Raw genomic sequence first — 19614 nt, 5'->3', positions numbered from 1 at the left:
TCCCGCAGGTACTCACCGGCCACTCCCGGGAAGGCTCACCGAATGCTCCCGTATCGGCTCACCTCGACCATCCTGGAGAAGCTCACCGGCGGCTCCTGAAAAATCTCACCTTTTGGGCAGGCTCGAATATTCGAGGCGGAAATACGGCGGCAAATACGTGTGGACACCGCGCGGAAAACTGCGCCGCGGGACCGATATCGCGGCAAACGAAACGCGTCTCGCGATGCCTGCCGTATGCGCGTCGTTGTTTCCATCGCGAACAGGCAGCGACACGTTCGCCGTTGTTTCGCTCGCGAGACCGGTTCGAATGCCCGGCATTCGTGACCGGAAACATCCTCAACGTGCCGGGAAGCCGGGGACATCGACGGCATACGGCGTCCGTGCGCGCCGAGCCGCCGACGGACGCTACGGCTGCAGCTTCATCCTGAAGCCGACGACACCGGGCTCCTCCGTCGTCGACACGGCGAAACCGCACGACTTCGCAAGCGCGATCATCGCCGAGTTCTCGCGCAGCGCCTCGCCGATCATCCATGCGGTTCCGCGCGAACGCGCGTAGTCGATGATCCGGTTCATCATCAGCCGGCCAAGCCCCTTGCCCTTCTGGTCGGGTCGTACCGCGATCGCGAACTCCGCCGTCTCGTTGTCGGGATCGGCCACCGCGCGCGCCACCGCGAGCGTGTGGTCGCGCCCGGACACATCGGTGAACGACACGATGAAGGCCATCTCACGGTCGTAATCGATCTGCGTCATGCGCGCCACCTGTGAATGATCGAAGCTGCGCACCGCACCGAAGAATCGCATCCGCAGATCGTCCGGTGTCATCGCGCCGAGCAGCTCGTTGTGCGCGGCCTCGTCTTCCGGACGGATCGGGCGGATCGTCACCGTCTCGCCGCGCCACTCGAGCGTCTGTTCGAGGTGGCGCGGATACGGCATGATCGCGAGCCGGCTGCGGCCCGTGGCCAGCGTGATACGCGGTGCGATCACTTGCGCACGGTCGGACAGCACGCGCAGCGTGACCGACATCGCAACGACTTCACGCACGTCGCAGACGACCTGCGACAGCGCCGTCAATGCGTCGAGCGTCGGCTCGACGGGTGTGCGGCGTGCATACGGCGAGCGTTCCATCACCGCGCGGGCGAGCACGGTGTTCAGCGGCGGCAGGCCATAGACGACGAACGGCGCCGATACGCCGTCCGCGGGCGGCACGGCATAGCGAAACACCGGGCCGAAGTTCGCATCGTCATACATGTCGACCGTGACATCGACGACTTTCGTGCCGGCCGGCTCGGCGGCCTGCTCGCCCTGCAGGCCGAAACGGGACAGCCAGCCCAGCGCGGCTTCGCCGGTCAGCTCATGCTCGCCGGCTTCGACCATCCGGCGCGCGTCGGCCTGCGCGGATGCAACGCACTCGGCCGGCTGCAGCGGCGTGCCCTCGGGCGTTTGCATCAGCAGTTGCCGCCCGAGGTTGTAGTCGACGAGACGCGCATACGCGCGTGCGAGCCGCTGCGGCGTGGTGTGCACGGGAATGCCGTTCGCATGCAATGCATCGCGCGTCGCCGCGTCGACCGCGCCGAAGAAACACGCGAGGATGCCGCGATGCGCGTACTGCCGCGCTTCGATCAGCGTGTGCGCGACCGCATCGGCCGGCGCGCTATGGGAAGTCGAATGGACGACGAACAGCGTGCCCGTTTGCGGGAACGGCGCGAGCGCCTTGACCGCCGCGGCAAAATGCTCGGGCCGCGCATCGTCGCCCAGCGTCAGCGGATTGCCGGGCGACGCGAGATGCGGCAGCGCGGCCGAGACGGCCGACGTGGCGGCGGGCGGCCAGTCGGCCAGTACGTCGCGCACGTCGGACACCGCGTCGACCGCGAGTTTCGCGACCCCCGCATCGCTCGTCACGAGCGTGGCCGCGCCGCGTGCCGTGACGCGGCCGACGCCGAGCGTCTCGATCTCGTCGAGCAGGTCGTCGAGCGCATCGACCCGCACCATCCCCGCGCGCTGGAACGCAGCCGTATAGAGCGCGTCGCCGGGATCGGCGCGCCCGGTGCGCAAGGCGAGCACCGGCTTGTTGCGCGCGGCCGCGCGGGCGGCGGACATGAACTTGCGCGCCGCGCGCACGGTATCGAGTTCGAGCAGGATCGCGCGCGTGCCGGGGTCGCTCGCGAGATAGTCGAGCACGTCGCCCGCATCGACGTCGGACTCGCTGCCGAGCGCGACGACATGCGAAAAACCGAGGCCCCGTGCGTCGGCCCAGCCGAGCACCGCGTTCGTCAGCGCATTCGATTGCGACACCCACGCGACACCGCCCGATCGCGCCGTATAGGCCGGCGCGCCGAAATGGGCATGCCGTCCGGGCGACAGCACGCCGAGGCTGCCCGGCCCGACGATACGGAGCACGAACGGCTTCGCCGCCTTCAGTGTGCGATCGAGCGCGGCGCGATCGGCATCCGTGCGCGCCTCGCCGACGATCACCGCCACGCGCGTGCCGAGCTCGCCGAGCTTGCGCACGATGCCGGCCCAGGTCGCGGGCGGCGTGCAGATCACGGCAACCGACGGCGGTGCGGGCAACCGGTCGACATCGGCAACGACCGCATGCCCGTGCAGGTCACGATACTTCGGATTGACGGGCCACACGGGCCCCTGGAACGCGCCGTCGAGCACGCGCGACCATACCATCGCGCCGATACTGCCCGCGCGCGACGACGCGCCGACGACCGCAACGGACTTGGGCTGGAACAACGCATCGAGATGGCGAACGGTCACATCGGCTCCCTGCGGTAACGAAAGACGACCCGATCGGCATGCGGCACGGACACAGGCCATACACCGATCGACGCGAACCCCAAGCATAGGCGAAGCGCATGCGGCTGCCTATATGCCGGACGGCCGACTATTCGACAGACGTCAACGCACGCACCATGGGCCTGTGACACGAGCACGAAAAAGCCGTCGCCGCGCGCCGGGCGTCCACATTCGCTCGACGCAGCCGGCGTTCGCATTCGGCGCGGCGCCGTGTCCGCTTCGTCAAAGGTGAGGATTTACAGGAGCTATGGTGAGTAAATTCGGGAATTGCACGGCGCGACGCGCAAACACGCGAAAGGTGATCGGAATTCGCGACGCGCGTGCACCGCGAGAATGGCGCGAGCCAATGCAGATGTGCCGTGAAATTGCGGCGCTGTTTACCGAAAATCGCCGCGATATGCAGCCGAATCGCAGCGAATTCGCAAAACGGGATCCTTTAATTGCGCGGCATCGCAGTTCAATACGCCGTCGGGAATCGCGCCGGGAATGCACAAAAACAAAACGGTGCGACGGCCGCATGGCCGTTCGCACCGTCGGTCGGCACGCGAAAGGTGAGAATTTTCGGGAGTCAGTCCTTGATCAGGAAACGCGTGCGATTCTTGCCGAGCCACGTCGGCGACCGTCCACGGCCACTCCACGTTTCACCCGTCTTCGGGTTCAGGTACTTCGGCGGCGACGTACGCTTCGGCTTCGCGGCGGCAGCCGCCGTCCCTGCGGCCCGGAACCCGAGCTCTTCCGGCGTAATGTCGTATTCCTCGATTTTCGCGCGAATATCGGCAATCGCATCGGCAATCGCCTTTTCGCGTTCCTTGTCGATCTTTTGCTGAAGCCGTTCGAGCTGCGCGGTCAGTTGCCTGTAGGTCGCCATATGGATGGGACTCCGTGAGTGTTATTCGTGAAAAATAGGTGACTCTCAGCAAACAGAAAAGCGCTTCGCCCGATCGTGATCTCCCCAGCCGGTTATCTCGAGGTCAATAACCGCTCTTCTTCTTGCACGCGAAGAGAAGATTTCGCGTGGCGTCATCGCTCGATTGCTGAAGCACTTCGAAATCCCCGTTGCAGATCGCCCGGGCATTGTCCGTGCAATTGCTCCAGTCGCTGCCGGTGCATTGCACCTGGGTAGTCGGACGCCCGTCCGAAGTGAACAGCGGCGCGCTGCCGCCACACCCGCCGAGCCCGGCAACCAGACCCAGCACAACGGCCGCCCGAGGCCACCGACAGACCGACGCAAGCATGTGTTTCATTGTTCTTCCCGTCAACCTTTTTTTGAATGTCGCGAGTATGCCATGCGCGGCCCTTTCTCCGTCAGTCCGGCGTGCGGCCGGGTTGCCCGCGCGCCTTGTACGGCAAGCGCTTGCGCGGATCGTCGGTGATGCGAACGAACACCTGCTCGACGTCCGGAATCGCCTCGAGTTCACGCTGCAATGCCTGCCGGTCGAACGCCGTATCGGCACATCCTTCGACGTAAATGAAACGCCGCTGCACCGTGATCCACAGGCTCGTGCCGTGCAGTCGATCGGAGCCGGCGAAGTGTGCCTTCACGGCGTCGGCGATCGGTGCGTCATACATGTAGGAGTTCGGCTTCGTGCAACGGTGCGCGAGCCAGCACGTGGTGCCGCGTTCGGCACGGTAATGCGCGTCGTCCGTCATCTCGGCCCGGGTCATCCACGGGCCGAGCGGCAACGGGCATTCGGCCACGTCCCGCGACAGCGCGATGAACGGATCGTTGTACCAGTTGCGCCGCGCCTCGGGCGCGTCGGCGTCGCCGGACTGCGCGAGCGCGGCGCTCGCCAGCAACAGCGTCAGCCATCCTGCGATGCCGATCCGTTTCATCGTGCTCTCCTGTTCGATGCCGCACGTCCGGCCGCATCGGCGTTGCCGGTCGGCCTACCGGTCGATGCCCAGCGCCGCCAGCTTCTTGTACAGCGTCGCGCGGCCGATCCCGATGCGCGCGGCCGCTTCCACCACCTTGCCGTCGCAAGCCGCGAGCGCATCGGTCAGGAACTGGCGCTCCCACGCCGCCAATGCATCGGCATACGACGCGGCCGGTGCAGCCCGCATTTCGCCCGTGCGCCGCTCGACCGTCGACACGGCCGCCGGCTGCGCCGGTACTGCACCGTCCGTCGATACGCGCACCGGCCCAAGGAACGGCGCGAGCGCACGCGCATCGATCACCGACCGGTCCGACAGCATCAGCGCGCGCTCGAGCGTATTGCGCAACTCGCGCACGTTGCCCGGCCACGGATACGCACACAGCATCCGCAGCGCATCGTCGGTCAGTTCGCAATGGGCCGCGCGCCCGTGTTGCGCGGCCAGTTCCTCGAGGGTTGCGTAGACGAGCGCCGCAATGTCGGAAGCGCGCTCGCGCAGCGGCGGCGCGTGGATCGTCAGCACGTTCAGACGGTAATAGAGATCCGCGCGAAAACGCCCGGCTGCGACCAGCGCCGGCAGGTCGGCGCTCGTGGCCGCGATGATCCGGACGTCCGCGCGCACGATCCGGTTCGAGCCGACCGGCTCGAACTCCTTGTCCTGCAGCACGCGCAGCAGCTTGCCCTGCAGCGGCAGCGGCATGTCGCCGATCTCGTCGAGAAACAGCGTCCCGCGATCGGCCAGCTCGAACTTGCCGACGCGCCCCTTGCGGTCGGCGCCCGTGTACGCACCGGGCGCCGCGCCGAAGAATTCGGTTTCGAGCAGCGTGTCGGGAATCGCGGCAACGTTGACCGTCACGAGCGGCTGGAGTGCACGCGCCGACGCCGCGTGGATCGCATGCGCGAGCAGTTCCTTGCCGGTGCCCGTCTCGCCGAGCAGCAGCACCGGCGAGTCGACCTGCGCGGCGCGGCGCGCCTGGCGCTTGGTTTCGAGACTCGCCGCACTCGTGCCGACGAAACTCGCGAACGTGTATTTCGCGCGGCGCGCCTGCGCGAGCGAACGCTGTGTCGCGATCAGTTGCTGCTGAAGCTGGGCGTAGCGGGAAAAGATCGGCGTGAGCGTCTTCAACTGGTCGAACAGCGCGAAGCCGATCGCGCCGACCGTCTCGCCGGCCTCGTTCTTCAGCGGCAGGCGCGTGACGACGAGCGGCTCGCGGCCCGTCTCCATGATGTCGAGCAGGATCGGCTGCCCGGTCGACACGACCTCGCGCATCAGGCTGTTCGGGATCACGGCCTCGCAGTCGAGGCCGACAGCCTGTTGCGGATCGGCGAAACCGAAGCGCGCCGCATACCGCTCGTTCATCCACACGACGCGTGCATCGCGATCGACGACCACCGTGCCCGCGCTCGAATCCTCGAAGGTCCTGAACAGCGACTCGGCGGCGCGCCGCAGCACGTCGCCGTAGTTGACGGGCAGGCGGGCCCAGTCGTTCATCATCGTGTCTTCGTCTCCGTGTATTGTCGACCGGCTGTCTCCGGAACGAGACGGATTATCTCACTCTGGAGACACGCCGCAACACGTTGCCCGGGAACGCCCCGCGCGCTTCCACGGGCTGGCCGGACGGCCATTTCGTCTCCAGATGGAGACGTTTTATGTAGAATCGTCAGACAACGACCGGCGCGGGCCCGCCGGTCCCCGGCGGATCCATGTCCGGCGGCGCTATCCGGCCGATGGCACGAAACCTGCACGAACCCGAGCCGGTCCGCGGCGCATCGCGCGATCGAACAACAACCAAAGCCATTAGGAGACTCCCTTGTCTTTCGTGATCGTCCTCGCCGCGCTGGCGTTCCTGATGTTCGCCGCGTATCGCGGCTACAGCGTGATCCTGTTCGCGCCGATCGCCGCGCTCGGCGCGGTGCTCCTGACCGAACCCGCCGCCGTCGCACCGGTCTTCTCCGGCATCTTCATGGAGAAGATGGTCGGATTCGTCAAACTGTATTTCCCGGTGTTCATGCTCGGCGCGGTATTCGGCAAGGTGATCGAACTTTCCGGGTTCTCCGAGTCGATCGTCCACGCGGCGATCCGCTACATCGGCCGCTCACGCGCGAATGCGGTGATCGTCGCGGTGTGCGCGCTGCTCACCTATGGCGGTGTGTCGCTGTTCGTCGTGGTGTTCGCGGTCTATCCGTTCGCGGCCGAACTCTATCGCCAGAGCAACATCCCGAAACGGCTGATGCCCGGCGCGATCGCGCTCGGCGCGTTCTCGTTCACGATGGATTCGCTGCCCGGCACGCCGCAGATCCAGAACATCATCCCGACCACGTTCTTCAAGACGACCGCCTGGGCCGCGCCCGCGCTCGGCACGATCGGCTCGCTGTTCATCATCGTCGTCGGCCTCACGTATCTCGAATGGCGCCGCCGTTCGGCGATGGCAAAGGGTGAAGGCTACGGCACGTCGCTCGTCAACGAACCGGAGCGCGTCGAGGCGAAGTCGCTGCCGAATCCCGCGCTCGCGATCCTGCCGCTGATCCTCGTCGGCGTGTCGAACTTCGCATTCACGAAGCTGATTCCGCAGTGGTACGGCGCCGCGTCGTACACGGTCGCGCCGGAAGTGCTGCCCGGCGTGCACGCGCCGGTCACGACGTCGATCAAGACCGTCGTCGCGATCTGGTCGGTCGAGGCTGCGCTGCTGCTCGGCATCGTCCTGGTCGTGCTGACCGCGTTCAAACGCGTCAGCGGGCGCTTCGCAGACGGCTCGAAGGCCGCCGTCGCCGGTGCGCTGCTCGCCGCGATGAACACCGCGTCGGAGTACGGCTTCGGCGGCGTGATCGCGGCGCTGCCGGGCTTCCTCGTCGTCAGCGATGCCCTGAAGAGCATCCCGAACCCGCTCGTCAACGCGGCCGTGTCGGTCAGCTCGCTCGCCGGCATCACGGGCTCGGCGTCGGGCGGCATGAGCATCGCGCTCGCCGCGATGTCGGACCTGTTCATCAAGGGCGCGCAGGCCGCCAATATCCCGCTGGACGTGCTGCACCGGGTCGTCGCGATGGCGAGCGGCGGCATGGACACGCTGCCGCACAACGGCGCGGTGATCACACTGCTCGCGGTCACGGGCCTCACGCACCGCGAGTCGTATCGCGACATCTTCGCGGTCACGATCATCAAGACGCTCGCGGTGTTCTTCGTGATCGCCGTGTACTACATGACGGGGCTCGTGTAATACCCCTCGCGCGGCGGCCCGTCTCCGGGTCGCTGCCCGCCGGCCGCCGGCCACGTCGCTGCGGCCGGCTTCTCCCCCGCTCCTCCCCTTTTTGCCGGGCACCGTCCAGGTGCGCGCGCCGGCCGTTCATTGTTGTCTTCCGGAGAACACTACGTTGGGCGCAGCGGCATTTTTCGCGCGTCAGGCGAGGCCTACACTGCTTTCGACGGTCACCGAACGTGATCGGCGCCGTCGAAAACCTGGAGGTATCCGCTCATGAACCCGCTGCTCCGCACACTCGCCCTCGCGGCCGCATTCGCCGCTCCCGTCGCCGCGCAGGCGCAAGCCACCTCGCCGCTCACGCGCGCCGAAGTTCATTCCGAAGTGGTTGCACTGAGAAAAGCCGGCTTCCAGCCGAGCGACTGGTTCTACCCTGCCAGCATCCAGGCCGCCGAAGCGAAGATCGCCCGGCAGCAAGGTGCGTCGCGGGCCGCGGGCGCCGGCTACGGCAATCGCGGCGTGTCCGCCACGGGCCAATAGTCCGGGTCCAACCCAGCGGGCTGCGCTCGCGTCAGCGCCACCTTCCCGGCGCGCGCAGCGCTCACCGCGCTGCACGGTCAGCGCGGCTCGATGACCGCTTTCGCGTAGGACTCGCGCTCCAGTTCCAGTATTTCCGCGGACAGTTGCAGGTGCATGCCGGGCGGCGCGACGACGTGCCGCTTCAGTTCCGCCAGCACCCGCTCCGAGAATTCCCGCTTGACGTCAGTCGGGCGGCCGCTCAGCACCGCGAGCTTCGCGTGGACGAACGCGCGCGGCGCCGGCGACGTGCCGACCGCGAATGTATCGAGCCGCAGCGCGCGGCTCTTGATATCGCGCTCGTCGAAATGGCCGGACGCGGCAAGCGCGGCATTGAGCGCGCGCAGTGTCGCGCCGGCGTCGAACCCGTCGAGGTTCGCAGAATATTCGAGCGTCAGGTGGGGCATGGGGTCGGTGGCCTCGTCGGTATCGGGAAACACGCCGGCCGGCATCCCGAAAGCCCACGCAGTGCCACCGGATCTATGCCTTGACCGGCTGGATCAGGCGCTCGCAGGCGCTTGCCTGCGGATCGCCGGCGGGCAGTTTCCCACAGATGCCGTCGAACTGCTTCGCGATCGACCTGACCGATGCGTCGTGCGCGCCGCTGCCGCGCCAGCGGTTCAACTGCGTGACGACCTTGGTCAACGCGCGCAGGTTAGCGCCGTAGAACGCGTCCCGCGTCTTGTCGGCCTGCGCGAGCACACTTGAGGCGATCCCTTCGATGCGCGCCGAATCGTCCGGCGCCAGTTCGACCGCATTCGCGAAATAGGTCGCACCCCAGCGCAGCTTCGTCGCCGGCCCGCTCGCCGCATCGTATGCCTTGCGGTACCAGTCGAGCGCCGCGGCCTTGTCGCCGCGCGCCTTCGCATTCGCGGCCAGCCCGGACATGAAGTAGTACGGCGTGGACGAGCGCGGCAACTCGGCCTTCAGCAATGCATCCGACTCGTCGTACAGCCCCGCGTCGGTCAGCGTGTCCGCGCCTTCGCTGACGAGTGCCTGCCGCTCGTATGCGTTCGCGGCGCCCTGCACCGACGCCAGGATCTGTTTGCGCGCCGTATCGGCCAGCGCCGGCACGGCGAGCGGTGCGCCCTTGCGTGCATCGCCGCGCGCGAGCAGCACGCGGCCGTGCAGCGCCATCAGCCGGTCGATCGACGACAGCGTGGTGTCGGTCGACAGGCGCGCGAGCGCCGTGTCGTACGCGCCGCGCAATTTCGCGCGCTGCGCGTCGCCGCCACCGAGATACGCGACCACGCGCGCGGGCGCGGCGACCAGCACGTCCGAATCGACCCGCGACAAGGCGGGGTCCTGCAGCACCGTGCGCAGCGAATCGGCCAGCGCCGTCTTGTCCAGCGCGCCGGCCTGCGCCGGATCGTCGGACGCGGCGACCACGGCCGACTTCAGCGCGAAGCGCGCCGATTCGGCCTTCGCGCCGGCCGCCCGTGCGCGTTGCGCGAGCGACTGCAGCGTCTCGGCCACGCGATCGGCCGACACCGGCAGCGCGCCGTCGGTATCCCATGAATAATCGGCCAGCAGGCGCCATTCGTCCGGCGTCAGCGACGCACCGTTTTTCAGCGCGGTCGCGAGCGTCTGCCGCACCGGATGCGCGGCCGTCATCCCGAGCGACAGCGCCTGCATGTAGCGGTCGAGATCGGCTTCGCCCGGCAGCCGCGTCACTTCGGTGCCGTCCGGACGGAACAGGATCATCGTCGGGTAGCCGTGCACCTTGAAGCGCTCGCCGAGCTTCTGCGCGCTTTCGGTATCGCCGTCGAGATACACGGGCACGAAGAACGACGAGCGGGTCTTGAATGCCTGCTGGCTGAAGATCGTCGATTTCACCTGGTTGCACGACGGGCACCACACCGCGCCCCAGTAGAGCAGCAGCGGCTTGCCGGTGCGCTTCGCCAACGCGAAAGCGGCGTCGACGTCGCCGTGCTGCCACGCGATGCCGGGCGGCAGGTGCGCGCCGTCGGGCGATGCGCTCGCGACCGGGGTGCCCGTGGGCGCGGCGGCGGCAAACGCCGCACCCGCGGCGGCTGCGAGCAGGCAGGCGGCAGTCAGATTCCGGAGAGCGGTTTTCATCGAAGCGGGTCCGTTGAAAGAGAAGGTTGCGGGAAGGAGTGGCGCGCCAGGCGACGACGGGAAGCGACGACCTGAAGCGAGATTCATGAAGCGATGAAGCGCACCGGCGTGCGGCGTGGCGTAAGCCGGCGTGCGTCGATGCACGCCGCACGCATCGATGCGGAGACCGTCAACGCCGCCCGAAGCGGCCGGCGCAAATCCGTCAACGATACGATCCGCGCAGCCGGCGGGAAACGAACGAATTCTTGAATGAATATGACGCGCGGCATCGTCGCCGCGCGTTCACTCTCGGCCCTTGATCCGCGCCATGTGATACACGGACATGTGCACGCCGTCGCGCAATGCATAACCCGGCGATTCGCCCTCGATCCGGAAGCCGTGCTTCTCGTAGAGCGCGATCGCCGCGCGGTTGTCGGTGAACACGGTCAGCTCGAGGCGCGTGAGGTTCAGCCAGTTTTCCGCGAGATCGATCGCGGCCGCGAGCAACCGGCCGCCGATGCCGCGCCCGTGCCGGGTCGCGTCGACCATCATGCCGAGCCCTGCCGCATGGCGCCGACGCGGATTCGGTTCGAACTCGAGGCCGAGATGGCCGACCACCTCGCCGTCGATTTCGGCGACGAGGCTTGCGCCGCGCTCGTGCGCGTTGGCGAGCCGTTTCTGCCATTTTTCGAACGATGGAAACGGATACTGCAGCGTATTCATGTACACCGCGGGGTGCGCGGCGATCTGCCGGATCGCGTCGACGTCGTGCGTCTCGCTGTGCCGGATCTTGATGTCGGTCATGGGTGGGCCGGTTCCGAAAAGTCGCGCCCGCGGCGCGGGCTGCGCACATGCGCAGCAACGGATCGAGCTTATCCGATTTCACGCATTTGAAACATCGGCGTCATGCGGTGCCGTTGCACCCGCAACGACCAGCGCTCAAGCCACGCCTCCACGCGCAGGGAAAATCTGACCGGCCCGGCGGCCGGAAACCGGTAATTCCTTACCCGCTTCCGTCACGCATCGCTTCCCGATGCCTCCCGATCGATCGTTGCGCACGCAACGTCACGCGCGCGACATGCGATGTCATGCCTTCATCACGTCGGCGTCACGTCGACTCCCTAGACTGGGCGCCGCCCAATCCGGCACGTACCCGGCCGGTGTGTGCCGACGTCCTGGCCCGCGCATCACGAGCGCGCGTCGCGCAGGATCGCGGCAACGGCCCAGGCATCCGCGCGACACCACGGATTGCGCGCGACGCGCGCACTTCCGCCACGCGCGGCCGCCGCACTCGACCGCCCATACCGCGTGCATCGCCCCGGCGGGCGACGCACGGGCACCGCCAGACGAAGTCACGAACGCTCCCATCATCACAGGACCCGAACGCCATGACGTCACGCCGCAGATTCCTCCAGCAGACCGCCACTTCCGGCCTCGCCGCCGCCGCACTCGCCGCGTTTCCGCCGAGCATCCGCCGCGCGCTCGCGATTCCCGCGTTTCACGAAACGGGGACCATCCAGGACGTCAAGCACGTCGTGCTGCTGATGATGGAGAACCGCGCATTCGACAGCTACTTCGGCACGTTCAAGGGCGTGCGCGGCTACGGCGACCGCTTTGCGGTGCCGTCGCCGAACGGCCGCAACGTGTTCTACCAGACGTACACGAAGCCGATGCCCGCCGCCACCGTCACGCCGTATCACCTCGACGCGAGCCAGGGCAACGCACAGCGCGCGGGCGGCACGCCGCACACGTGGGCCGATGCGCAGGCCGCCTGGGACCATGGCCGGATGAACCGCTGGCCCGACGCGAAGACGCCGCTGTCGATGGGCTACTACGACGCGGCGGAAGTCCCGTTCCAGCGCGCGCTCGCCGATGCGTTCACGCTGTGCGACCACTATCACTGCGGGATGCACACGGGCACGATCGCGAACCGCCTGTTCTACTGGAGCGGCACCAACGGCCCGAACGGCATCAGCCCGGCCGACGGCAGCCGCGTGAAGATCGCCGCGCTGAACAACCAGTTCAACGGCGGCAACGACATCGGCCCGTCGAGCCAGGGCTGGACCTGGACCACCTACGCCGACCGGCTGCAGCAGGCCGGCGTGAACTGGAAGGTCTACCAGAGCCTGATCGACAACTTCGGCTGCAACGAGATGATGAGCTTCCGCCACTGGCGCGCGGCGATCGAGCAGATGCCGCCCGCGCGCCGGCCCGCCTACGTCGCGTCGACGGACATCACGCAGCCCGTGACGGCGGCCGGCGCGTTCTACGATCCGGCGATCGACGATCCGCTGAGCCCGCTCGCGAAGGGATTCGGCAACACGATGCCGTACGGCTTCCTCGAATCGTTCCGCGACGACATCCGCAACGGCAAGCTGCCCGAGGTGTCGTGGATCATCCCGCCGTCCGTGTACAGCGAACACCCGGGGCCGTCGAGCCCCGCGCAGGGCGGCTGGTACGTGCAGGCGGTGCTCGATGCGCTGACGGCGAACCCGGAGGTATGGAGCAAGACGGTGCTGCTGGTCAACTACGACGAGAACGACGGCTTCTTCGACCACATGCCGTCGCCGGCCGTGCCGTCGCGCAACGCCGACGGCACGCTCGCCGGCGGCCATACGCTGCGGGACGCCGACGTCGCCGTCGAATACCACGACTTCACGCCGGCCACGTCGAGCCAGCCGGCGATCGACGGCCGCCCGTACGGCCCGGGCCCGCGCGTGCCGATGTGGGTCGTGTCGCCGTGGAGCCGCGGCGGCTGGGTCAACTCGCAGGTGTTCGACCATACGTCGACTTTGCTCTTCCTCGAAAAGCGCTTCGGCGTCGCCGAGCCGCAGATCAGCGCGTACCGCCGCGCGGTATGCGGCGACCTGACGAGCGCGTTCAACTTCCGCTCGCCGAACAACGAACCGCTGCCGACGCTCGCGGGCCGTACGACGAAAAGCCAGGTCGACGCGCTGAGCGCCGCGCAGCAGGCCGCGCCGAAGATCGTGCCGCCGGCCGCGCCGTCGCTGCCGGCGCAGGCCACCGGCGTGCGCCCGTCGCGCGCGCTGCCTTACGAGCTGCATGCGAGCGCGCGTGCCGATGCCGGCAACGGCACGCTCACGCTGAAGTTCGCGAATACGGGCCGCGCCGCCGCCGTGTTCCACGTCTATGACAAGCTGCACCTCGACCGCCTGCCGCGGCGCTACGTCGTCGAACCGGGCAAGACGCTGCACGGCGACTGGGCGGCGCGCGCCGACGACGGCGGCAAATACGACCTGTGGGTGCTGGGCCCGAACGGCTATCACCGCCGCTTCACCGGCGACCTGAGCCGCCTGGCCGGTACACGCGCGCCCCATCCGGAAGTCCGCGTCGGCTATGCGGGCGCGAGCGGCAACCTCCACCTGCGGCTGCGCAACCACGGCGGCGGCACGGTGCGCTTCACCGTGAAGTCGAACCAGGTCTACGGGCCGCTCCCGGGCCGCGGCGCACACGACGGTCGCGGTCACGGCCATGACCATGGCATCGAGGACGGCAACGGCCAGGGTCGCGGTACCGGTACCACGTGGACGGTCACGGTGCGCGCCGGCGACCAGGCCGAACTGGACTGGAAGCTCGACTCGACCGGCCACTGGTACGACTTCATCGTCACCGCGGACAGCGACCCGGGTTTCTCGCGCCGGGTCGCCGGCCGCGTGGAAACCGGCCGCCACTCGGTCAGCGACCCGGCGATGGGGCTCGCCGACCACTTCTGATGCCGCCGCGGCGACACGCGTTGCGCCACGTTGTACGCGTGTCGCCGCCCGCGCCGGCCCGGCCGCGAACGACGCCCGGGCGCCGGCCGCGGCCGGCCCCGATCCGGCGCAAACGCCCGCCCCGCGCGGCTCAAACATCAGAAGGATCGATGGTTCAGCCCTCATTTCAGCTTGCGAAAATGCTCCGACTTGCGGCCCGTTCGCGTTAAACTGCGTCGAGCTGTATTCAACAAAGACATCTTCGCCACTACGGCATCCACGATACGAGGATAGGTTCGATGCGCACTACCGGCTCATCCGGGGCAATGACCCTGCTCACCGAACACGACCCGGCCGACGGCCGCGAACTGCGCTCGCTCCGGCTCGAGGCAACCGGCGACGGCAAAAGCGTGCTGCTGATCGAGATCGACGAACGCAAGCCCGGCATCCATCGCGAAGTCCGCTACGAGATCACGCCGGCCGAACTGATCGCGGCGATCCGCTCGCACGGCGCCGAGCTGCCCGGCGAAAACCACGGCGCCGCGTCGCTCGCCCGCACCTCCTCCTGATTTCGAACGGTGAGCCGCTCGCAGCGCGCCGGCTCACCGCGCCCCTGCCGCCGTCAGGCGCTTTCCGTCATTCCCGCCGTTGTCTTGAAAAAGGCCGATAATCGGCCCATCTGCGTTTCCTGCCCACGCATGTCCTTTTCGGCCAGCCGTCATGCTCCGTGACCTCGTCGCCCAATACGGGCCGCTTCTCGTCTTCGCCAACGTGCTCGCGGCGGCCATCGGCCTGCCGGTGCCCGCGATGCCGACGCTCGTGCTGTTCGGCGCGATGTCCGCGATGCATCCCGAGATGATCGGCTCGCAACTGGTGACGGTGGTGGCGCTGTCGGTGCTCGGCGCATTGATCGGCGACACCGTGTGGTACGTCGCCGGGCGCCGTTACGGCGGCACGACGCTGAAGACGATCTGCCGGCTGTCGCTGTCGCGCGATACCTGCGTGAGAAAGACCGAACGCTTCTTCGGCCGCTACGGCGTGCGCGTGCTCGCGGTCGCGCGCTTCATTCCCGGGTTGTCGCTGGTATCGGTGCCGATGGCCGGTGCGCTCGGCACGCGCTACCGCACGTTCGCCGGCTACGATGCCCTCGGCGCCGCACTGTGGACGATCGTCGGCCTGGTGGCCGGGCTGGTGTTCTACCGGCAGATCGACTGGCTGTTCGCCGGCGCGAGCCGCCTCGGCCGCGCGGTGCTGCTGGTGATCGTCGCGCTGCTCGCCGTGTATGCGGCCATCCGCTGGATGCGCCGCCGCGCGCTGATCCGCCAGCTGGCCAATGCGCGGATCAGCGTCGACGAACTCGACCAGCTGCTGCGCGACGCCACCGCGCCGGTCGTGCTCGACGTGCGCTCGCCCGAGCACCGCAAGCTCGACCCGTTCACGATTCCCGGCGCGCAATTCGCCGACGATCGCCAGATCGGCGACATCGTCGCGCGCTATCCGCTCTCGCAGAAGTTCGTCGTGTACTGCTCGTGCCCGAACGAAGTGACGGCGGCCCTGATGGCGAAGCGCCTGCTCGACGCAGGCTTCACCGATGCGCTCGCGCTGCGCGGCGGCCTCGACGCCTGGCGCGATACGGGCCGCCAGCTCACGTCGCTCGTGGAAGACATGCCGGCCGCGAACGATCCGGTCGCGGGGCTGCACAAGCCGGCCTGATCGTTTCGATCGAAAGCCGGCCGTGCGAAGCGGGGGCGCATGCCCCCTTCGATCAGAACGCGTGCAGCGGCAGGTTCACGACCAGGCGGTACTCGGTGTTCGTCGCGTCCGAGTAGTGCGCCGAACCGGCGTGCCACATCGCGATGAACGTGACCTTCGTGTCCTTCAGCTTGCCGCTCTGGAACGTGTACGACGGGATGAAGCCGAACTCGTGGTGACGGCCCTGCACCGGCGCGCCGTTGCTCCAGTAGATGCTCGACTTGCTCGGATCGAGCGCGGCGCTCGCGCTGCCGTCCGCGCCCCAGCCCGTCACGCCCCAGACCATCGCCTTGAAGCCCGGCAGGCCCGCTTCCTTGCCGTAGAACGTGTAACGCAGCTGCAGCGACTTTTCGTGCGGCGCGTTGTAGTCGACGTCCATCGAGTTGGTCAGGAAGATGCCGTTCGTTTCGTTCAGGTAGTCGAAGAACTGGTCGCCGAGCACCTGCTGGAAGCCGAGCAGCAGCTCGTGCGGGCCGTGCTGCGCGGCCAGCGACAGGCTGTATGCGTTGTTGTTGATCTTGCCTTGCAGCGCATCGCCCGTGTCGTGCGTCGAGTAGACGTTGCCGAAGCCCGTCCACTTGATCGTCTGCGGGCTGCCGATGCTGTGCTTCACCGACGCGTAGTACTGGTGCCACACGTCGTCGGCCTGGTTCGCGTACAGCGCGATTTCGCCGTTCGGCGAGTAATCCCACGTGCCGCCGACGTACGACAGGCGATTGATGCGCGTGCCGCCGTATTGCGTCGTCAGGTTGGTGAGCGTCGTGTGACCGCGCGCGTCGGTCTTCGTGAAGCTGCCGGCCTCGAGCATCACGTTCTTGAATTCATTGCTGACGAGTGTCGCGCCGAGGAACGTCGGCGGCAGCGCACGGTTGTCGTGCTGCTCCATGAACGGGTTGTCGACGGCCTGCAGACCGTACTTGACCACCGTGTTCGAGATGCGCGCCTTCACGTCGTAGATGCCGGGGTAGGCCCATGCGAGCTGGTTGCCGCCACCGCCGCCCTTCGCGATGTGCACCATGCTGCCGGCGCCCTGGCCGCCGTCGAGCTTCAGCGCCGCATACAGCGACGCATCGAAGCCGATACCGATCAGGCCCGTCGTATAGCCCGACTCGAAGTTCGCCATCGCGCCCTGGACCCACGCGTGGCGATGCGGGCCGCCCTTGGCGTCGAGCACGTCCGCATAGTTGCGGAACAGGAAATTGAGGTGGCTGTCGGCAATGAAACCCTTCGACTGCGACTGGGCCGACGGCTCGTCGGGCGGCGTGACGGCCTGGGTCGCTTCGGCGTTGACAATGGCGTTCGGGGTCGTTGCCTGCGCAACGGTCGTGCCCGGTGCGGCCTGGGCGACCGTCAGCGGTGCGGGGGCCGCGTCGTCGGCGTGCGCGACGCCCGTCAGCGAGACACCGGCGAGTGCCGGCAGCCCCCATGCGAGCAGCATTTTCGATGCCGTCCCGATCGTCTTCTGTTTCTTCATCGTAATTCTCGTCTTGTGTTGATATCGTCCACGCCGGCTGCGATCCGCTCCCGGCCCCCCGGCGCGCCCGGTTAAGGACGCGCCTGTACCCGCGGCGCGAAGATCGTTCGCGCCGCACCTACCCCTGTTGACCTGCCTTGGTTATGTTTGCTGCGTCACTTCAGCTCACGCCACACCCGCGCGGATGCATGCGACACGCGCTGCCGACCCCTGCCGAACCTCCGGCAGCGGCACGTCCTGCGCGCACGCATCGATCGCGACCGGGCAGCGCGTGCGGAACGCACAGCCGGACGGCGGGTTGAGCGGCGAGGGCATCTCGCCCGCCAGCAGCATCGGGCGGCGAGCACGCTCGCGCGCCGGCTCCGGCGTCGGCGCCGCATCGAGCAGCGCCTTCGTGTACGGGTGTTGAGGGACGCCGTACACGTCATGCCGCGTGCCGAACTCCATCACGCGGCCGAGATACATCACGAGCACACGCTGGCTGATCGCCTTCACCACGGCGAGATCGTGTGCAACGAACAGATAGGACAACGACAGTTCGCGTTGAAGATCGCGCAGCAGGTTCACGATCTGCGCCTGGATCGACACGTCCAGCGCCGATACGGGTTCGTCGCAGATCACGAGCTTCGGCTCGCTGATCAGCGCGCGCGCGATGCCGACGCGCTGGCACTGCCCGCCGGAAAATTCATGCGGATAACGCAGCAGGTGATGCGCGTTCAGGCCGACGCGTTCGAGCATCGTGACCACGCGGCGGCGCACCTCGGTGCGGCCGAGGCCGGCCTGGTGCGTGACGAGCGGCTCCGCGACGACCTGTTCGATCGTCATGCGCGGATCGAGCGACGCGAGCGGGTCCTGGAAGATCATCTGCACTTCGCGCCGCATCGCGGTGCCGCGCAGGTGATCGGGCGCCACGGCTTCGCCGCGCCATTTCACGGCGCCGGCCGTCATCGGCACGAGCCCGATCAGCGCACGCGCGAGCGTCGACTTCCCGCAGCCCGATTCGCCGACGAGCCCGACGGTCTCGCCGCGCTTCACGTCGAACGACACGCCGTCGACGGCGCGCAGCGTGCCCTTCGGCGACCACGGATAGCCGCCGAGCGGCACGCGGAAATGCACTTTCAGCCCATCGACGGACAGCAGCGTGTCGTCCGTCGCGCCGGTATTGCGGCGTTCATCGACGCTCATCGCAGACCTCCCGTCATATCGGCCACGGGCCGGTGGCATGCGCGCACCGCGCCCACGGCGCCATAGGTTTCGAGCGCGGGGCGCGCCGCGCCGCAACGTTCTTCCGCGTACGTGCAGCGCTTCGCGAACGCGCAGCCGGCCGGCGCCGTGCCGGGCATCGGCGGATTGCCGGGAATCGCGACGAGCGGCGCATCGTCCGCGTCGGTCAGGCGCGGCAGCGCGTTGAGCAGGCCGATCGTGTACGGATGCGACGGCGCCGCGAAAATCGATTCGGCCGGCGCGTATTCGACGGTGCGGCCCGCATACATGACCATCACGTCGTCCGCGAGGCCCGCGACCACGCCCATGTCGTGCGTGATCAGCACGATCGCCGTGCCGCGCTCGCGGTTCAGCTCGCGCAGCAGGTCGATGATCTGCGCCTGCACGGTCACGTCGAGCGCGGTGGTCGGCTCGTCGGCGATCAGGATCTCCGGCTCGGACAGCAGCGCCATCGCGATCATCACGCGCTGGCGCATCCCGCCCGAGAACTCGTGCGGATACATGCGGATGCGGCGCGCCGCGTCCGGGATACGCACCGATTCGAGCGCCTCGATCGCGCGCTTCGTGGCTTCCCTGCGCGACAGCTTGCGATGCAGCTGCAGCGTCTCGGTCATCTGCCGCTCGATCGTCAGGAACGGATTGAGCGACGTCATCGGGTCCTGGAAAATCATCGCGATCCGGTCGCCGCGCACCTTGTTCAGCGCGCGCGCATCCATCTCGAGCAGGTTGTCGCCGCGATAGCGCGCGGCGCCCGTCGTCGTGCCGTTGCCGGCCAGCAGGCCGAGCAGCGCCATCACGGTCTGGCTCTTGCCCGAGCCCGATTCGCCGACGATGCCGAGCGTCTTGCCGGCTTCGAGCGAGAACGACACGCCGCTCACGGCGTCGACCGGCGGCGCGTCCTTGCGCGTGAAGCGCACGCCGAGGTTGTCTACTTCCAGCAGTGCACCCAT

The 19614-nt window shown here is 67.9% G+C and carries 16 protein-coding genes; 5 read left to right on the top strand and 11 right to left on the bottom strand.

Annotated features, from left to right (window positions below):
• Positions 1–405 precede the first annotated feature (405 nt).
• The 5 genes from ABIC51_RS02500 to ABIC51_RS02480 all read right to left on the bottom strand — a co-directional run bounded on the left by ABIC51_RS02500 (position 406) and on the right by ABIC51_RS02480 (position 6168).
• Positions 406–2763, bottom strand: a complete 2358-nt coding sequence (locus ABIC51_RS02500) for a GNAT family N-acetyltransferase (RefSeq protein WP_060174026.1) — start codon at positions 2761–2763, stop codon at positions 406–408.
• Positions 2764–3370: 607 nt separating this feature from the next.
• Positions 3371–3670: an H-NS histone family protein gene (locus ABIC51_RS02495; RefSeq protein ID WP_175854496.1), complete on the bottom strand. Its 300-nt coding sequence runs from the start codon at positions 3668–3670 to the stop codon at positions 3371–3373.
• A 103-nt stretch (positions 3671–3773) separates the two neighbouring features.
• The gene (locus ABIC51_RS02490) at positions 3774–4046 is read right to left on the bottom strand and encodes a hypothetical protein (RefSeq protein WP_048023821.1); all 273 of its coding nucleotides are present in this window, start codon (positions 4044–4046) and stop codon (positions 3774–3776) included.
• A 61-nt stretch (positions 4047–4107) separates the two neighbouring features.
• Positions 4108–4635, bottom strand: coding sequence for a BON domain-containing protein (locus ABIC51_RS02485; protein WP_021159648.1), 528 nt, complete (start codon positions 4633–4635; stop codon positions 4108–4110).
• Between the two features lie 54 nt (positions 4636–4689).
• Entirely contained in the window at positions 4690–6168 is a 1479-nt protein-coding gene (locus ABIC51_RS02480; RefSeq protein ID WP_027790327.1) for a sigma-54 interaction domain-containing protein, read from the bottom strand.
• 316 nt (positions 6169–6484) lie between these two features.
• Between ABIC51_RS02480 and ABIC51_RS02475 the strand changes: the two genes are divergently transcribed.
• Positions 6485–7888: a GntP family permease gene (locus ABIC51_RS02475; RefSeq protein WP_027790326.1), complete on the top strand. Its 1404-nt coding sequence runs from the start codon at positions 6485–6487 to the stop codon at positions 7886–7888.
• Between the two features lie 255 nt (positions 7889–8143).
• A complete protein-coding gene (locus ABIC51_RS02470; RefSeq protein ID WP_027790325.1) occupies positions 8144–8407 on the top strand; it encodes a DUF4148 domain-containing protein in 264 nt (87 codons plus the stop codon).
• Between the two features lie 77 nt (positions 8408–8484).
• Here ABIC51_RS02470 and ABIC51_RS02465 read toward each other — a convergent pair whose 3' ends face one another.
• The 3 genes from ABIC51_RS02465 to ABIC51_RS02455 all read right to left on the bottom strand — a co-directional run bounded on the left by ABIC51_RS02465 (position 8485) and on the right by ABIC51_RS02455 (position 11305).
• Complete coding sequence (locus ABIC51_RS02465) at positions 8485–8850, bottom strand: 5-carboxymethyl-2-hydroxymuconate Delta-isomerase (RefSeq protein WP_027790324.1); 366 nt, start codon at positions 8848–8850, stop codon at positions 8485–8487.
• A 73-nt stretch (positions 8851–8923) separates the two neighbouring features.
• Positions 8924–10522 carry a thioredoxin family protein gene (locus ABIC51_RS02460; RefSeq protein WP_175898447.1) on the bottom strand — a complete coding sequence of 533 codons (1599 nt, stop codon included), beginning with the start codon at positions 10520–10522 and terminating at the stop codon, positions 8924–8926.
• Between the two features lie 282 nt (positions 10523–10804).
• A complete protein-coding gene (locus tag ABIC51_RS02455) occupies positions 10805–11305 on the bottom strand; it encodes a GNAT family N-acetyltransferase (protein WP_027790322.1) in 501 nt (166 codons plus the stop codon).
• 584 nt (positions 11306–11889) lie between these two features.
• On the opposite strand from ABIC51_RS02455, the gene ABIC51_RS02450 reads away from it, so the two are divergent.
• The 3 genes from ABIC51_RS02450 (at position 11890) to ABIC51_RS02440 (ending at position 15927) form a co-directional block, all read left to right on the top strand.
• Positions 11890–14235 carry a phosphocholine-specific phospholipase C gene (locus ABIC51_RS02450; RefSeq protein WP_175854493.1) on the top strand — a complete coding sequence of 782 codons (2346 nt, stop codon included), beginning with the start codon at positions 11890–11892 and terminating at the stop codon, positions 14233–14235.
• Positions 14236–14513: 278 nt separating this feature from the next.
• Positions 14514–14783: a hypothetical protein gene (locus ABIC51_RS02445; protein WP_011353737.1), complete on the top strand. Its 270-nt coding sequence runs from the start codon at positions 14514–14516 to the stop codon at positions 14781–14783.
• 151 nt (positions 14784–14934) lie between these two features.
• Positions 14935–15927 (top strand): DedA family protein/thiosulfate sulfurtransferase GlpE, encoded by a 993-nt coding sequence (locus ABIC51_RS02440; protein WP_060174031.1) that lies wholly within the window; start codon positions 14935–14937, stop codon positions 15925–15927.
• Positions 15928–15979: 52 nt separating this feature from the next.
• On the opposite strand, the gene ABIC51_RS02435 is transcribed toward ABIC51_RS02440, so the two are convergent.
• From ABIC51_RS02435 to ABIC51_RS02425, 3 genes are all read right to left on the bottom strand, one after another.
• Positions 15980–17440, bottom strand: a complete 1461-nt coding sequence (locus ABIC51_RS02435) for an OprD family porin (RefSeq protein WP_021162448.1) — start codon at positions 17438–17440, stop codon at positions 15980–15982.
• A 165-nt stretch (positions 17441–17605) separates the two neighbouring features.
• Positions 17606–18625, bottom strand: coding sequence for an ABC transporter ATP-binding protein (locus tag ABIC51_RS02430; RefSeq protein ID WP_021162449.1), 1020 nt, complete (start codon positions 18623–18625; stop codon positions 17606–17608).
• Positions 18622–19614, bottom strand: coding sequence for an ABC transporter ATP-binding protein (locus ABIC51_RS02425; RefSeq protein ID WP_021162450.1), 993 nt, complete (start codon positions 19612–19614; stop codon positions 18622–18624). The genes ABIC51_RS02430 and ABIC51_RS02425 overlap by 4 nt, the downstream gene beginning before the upstream one ends.

Origin of the sequence: Burkholderia sp. 572 (assembly GCF_040545135.1) — a bacterium.
GTDB lineage: Bacteria > Pseudomonadota > Gammaproteobacteria > Burkholderiales > Burkholderiaceae > Burkholderia > Burkholderia cepacia.
The sequence above is the reverse complement of the archived record's forward strand: the minus strand, read 5'-3'. Positions and strand labels throughout refer to the sequence as shown.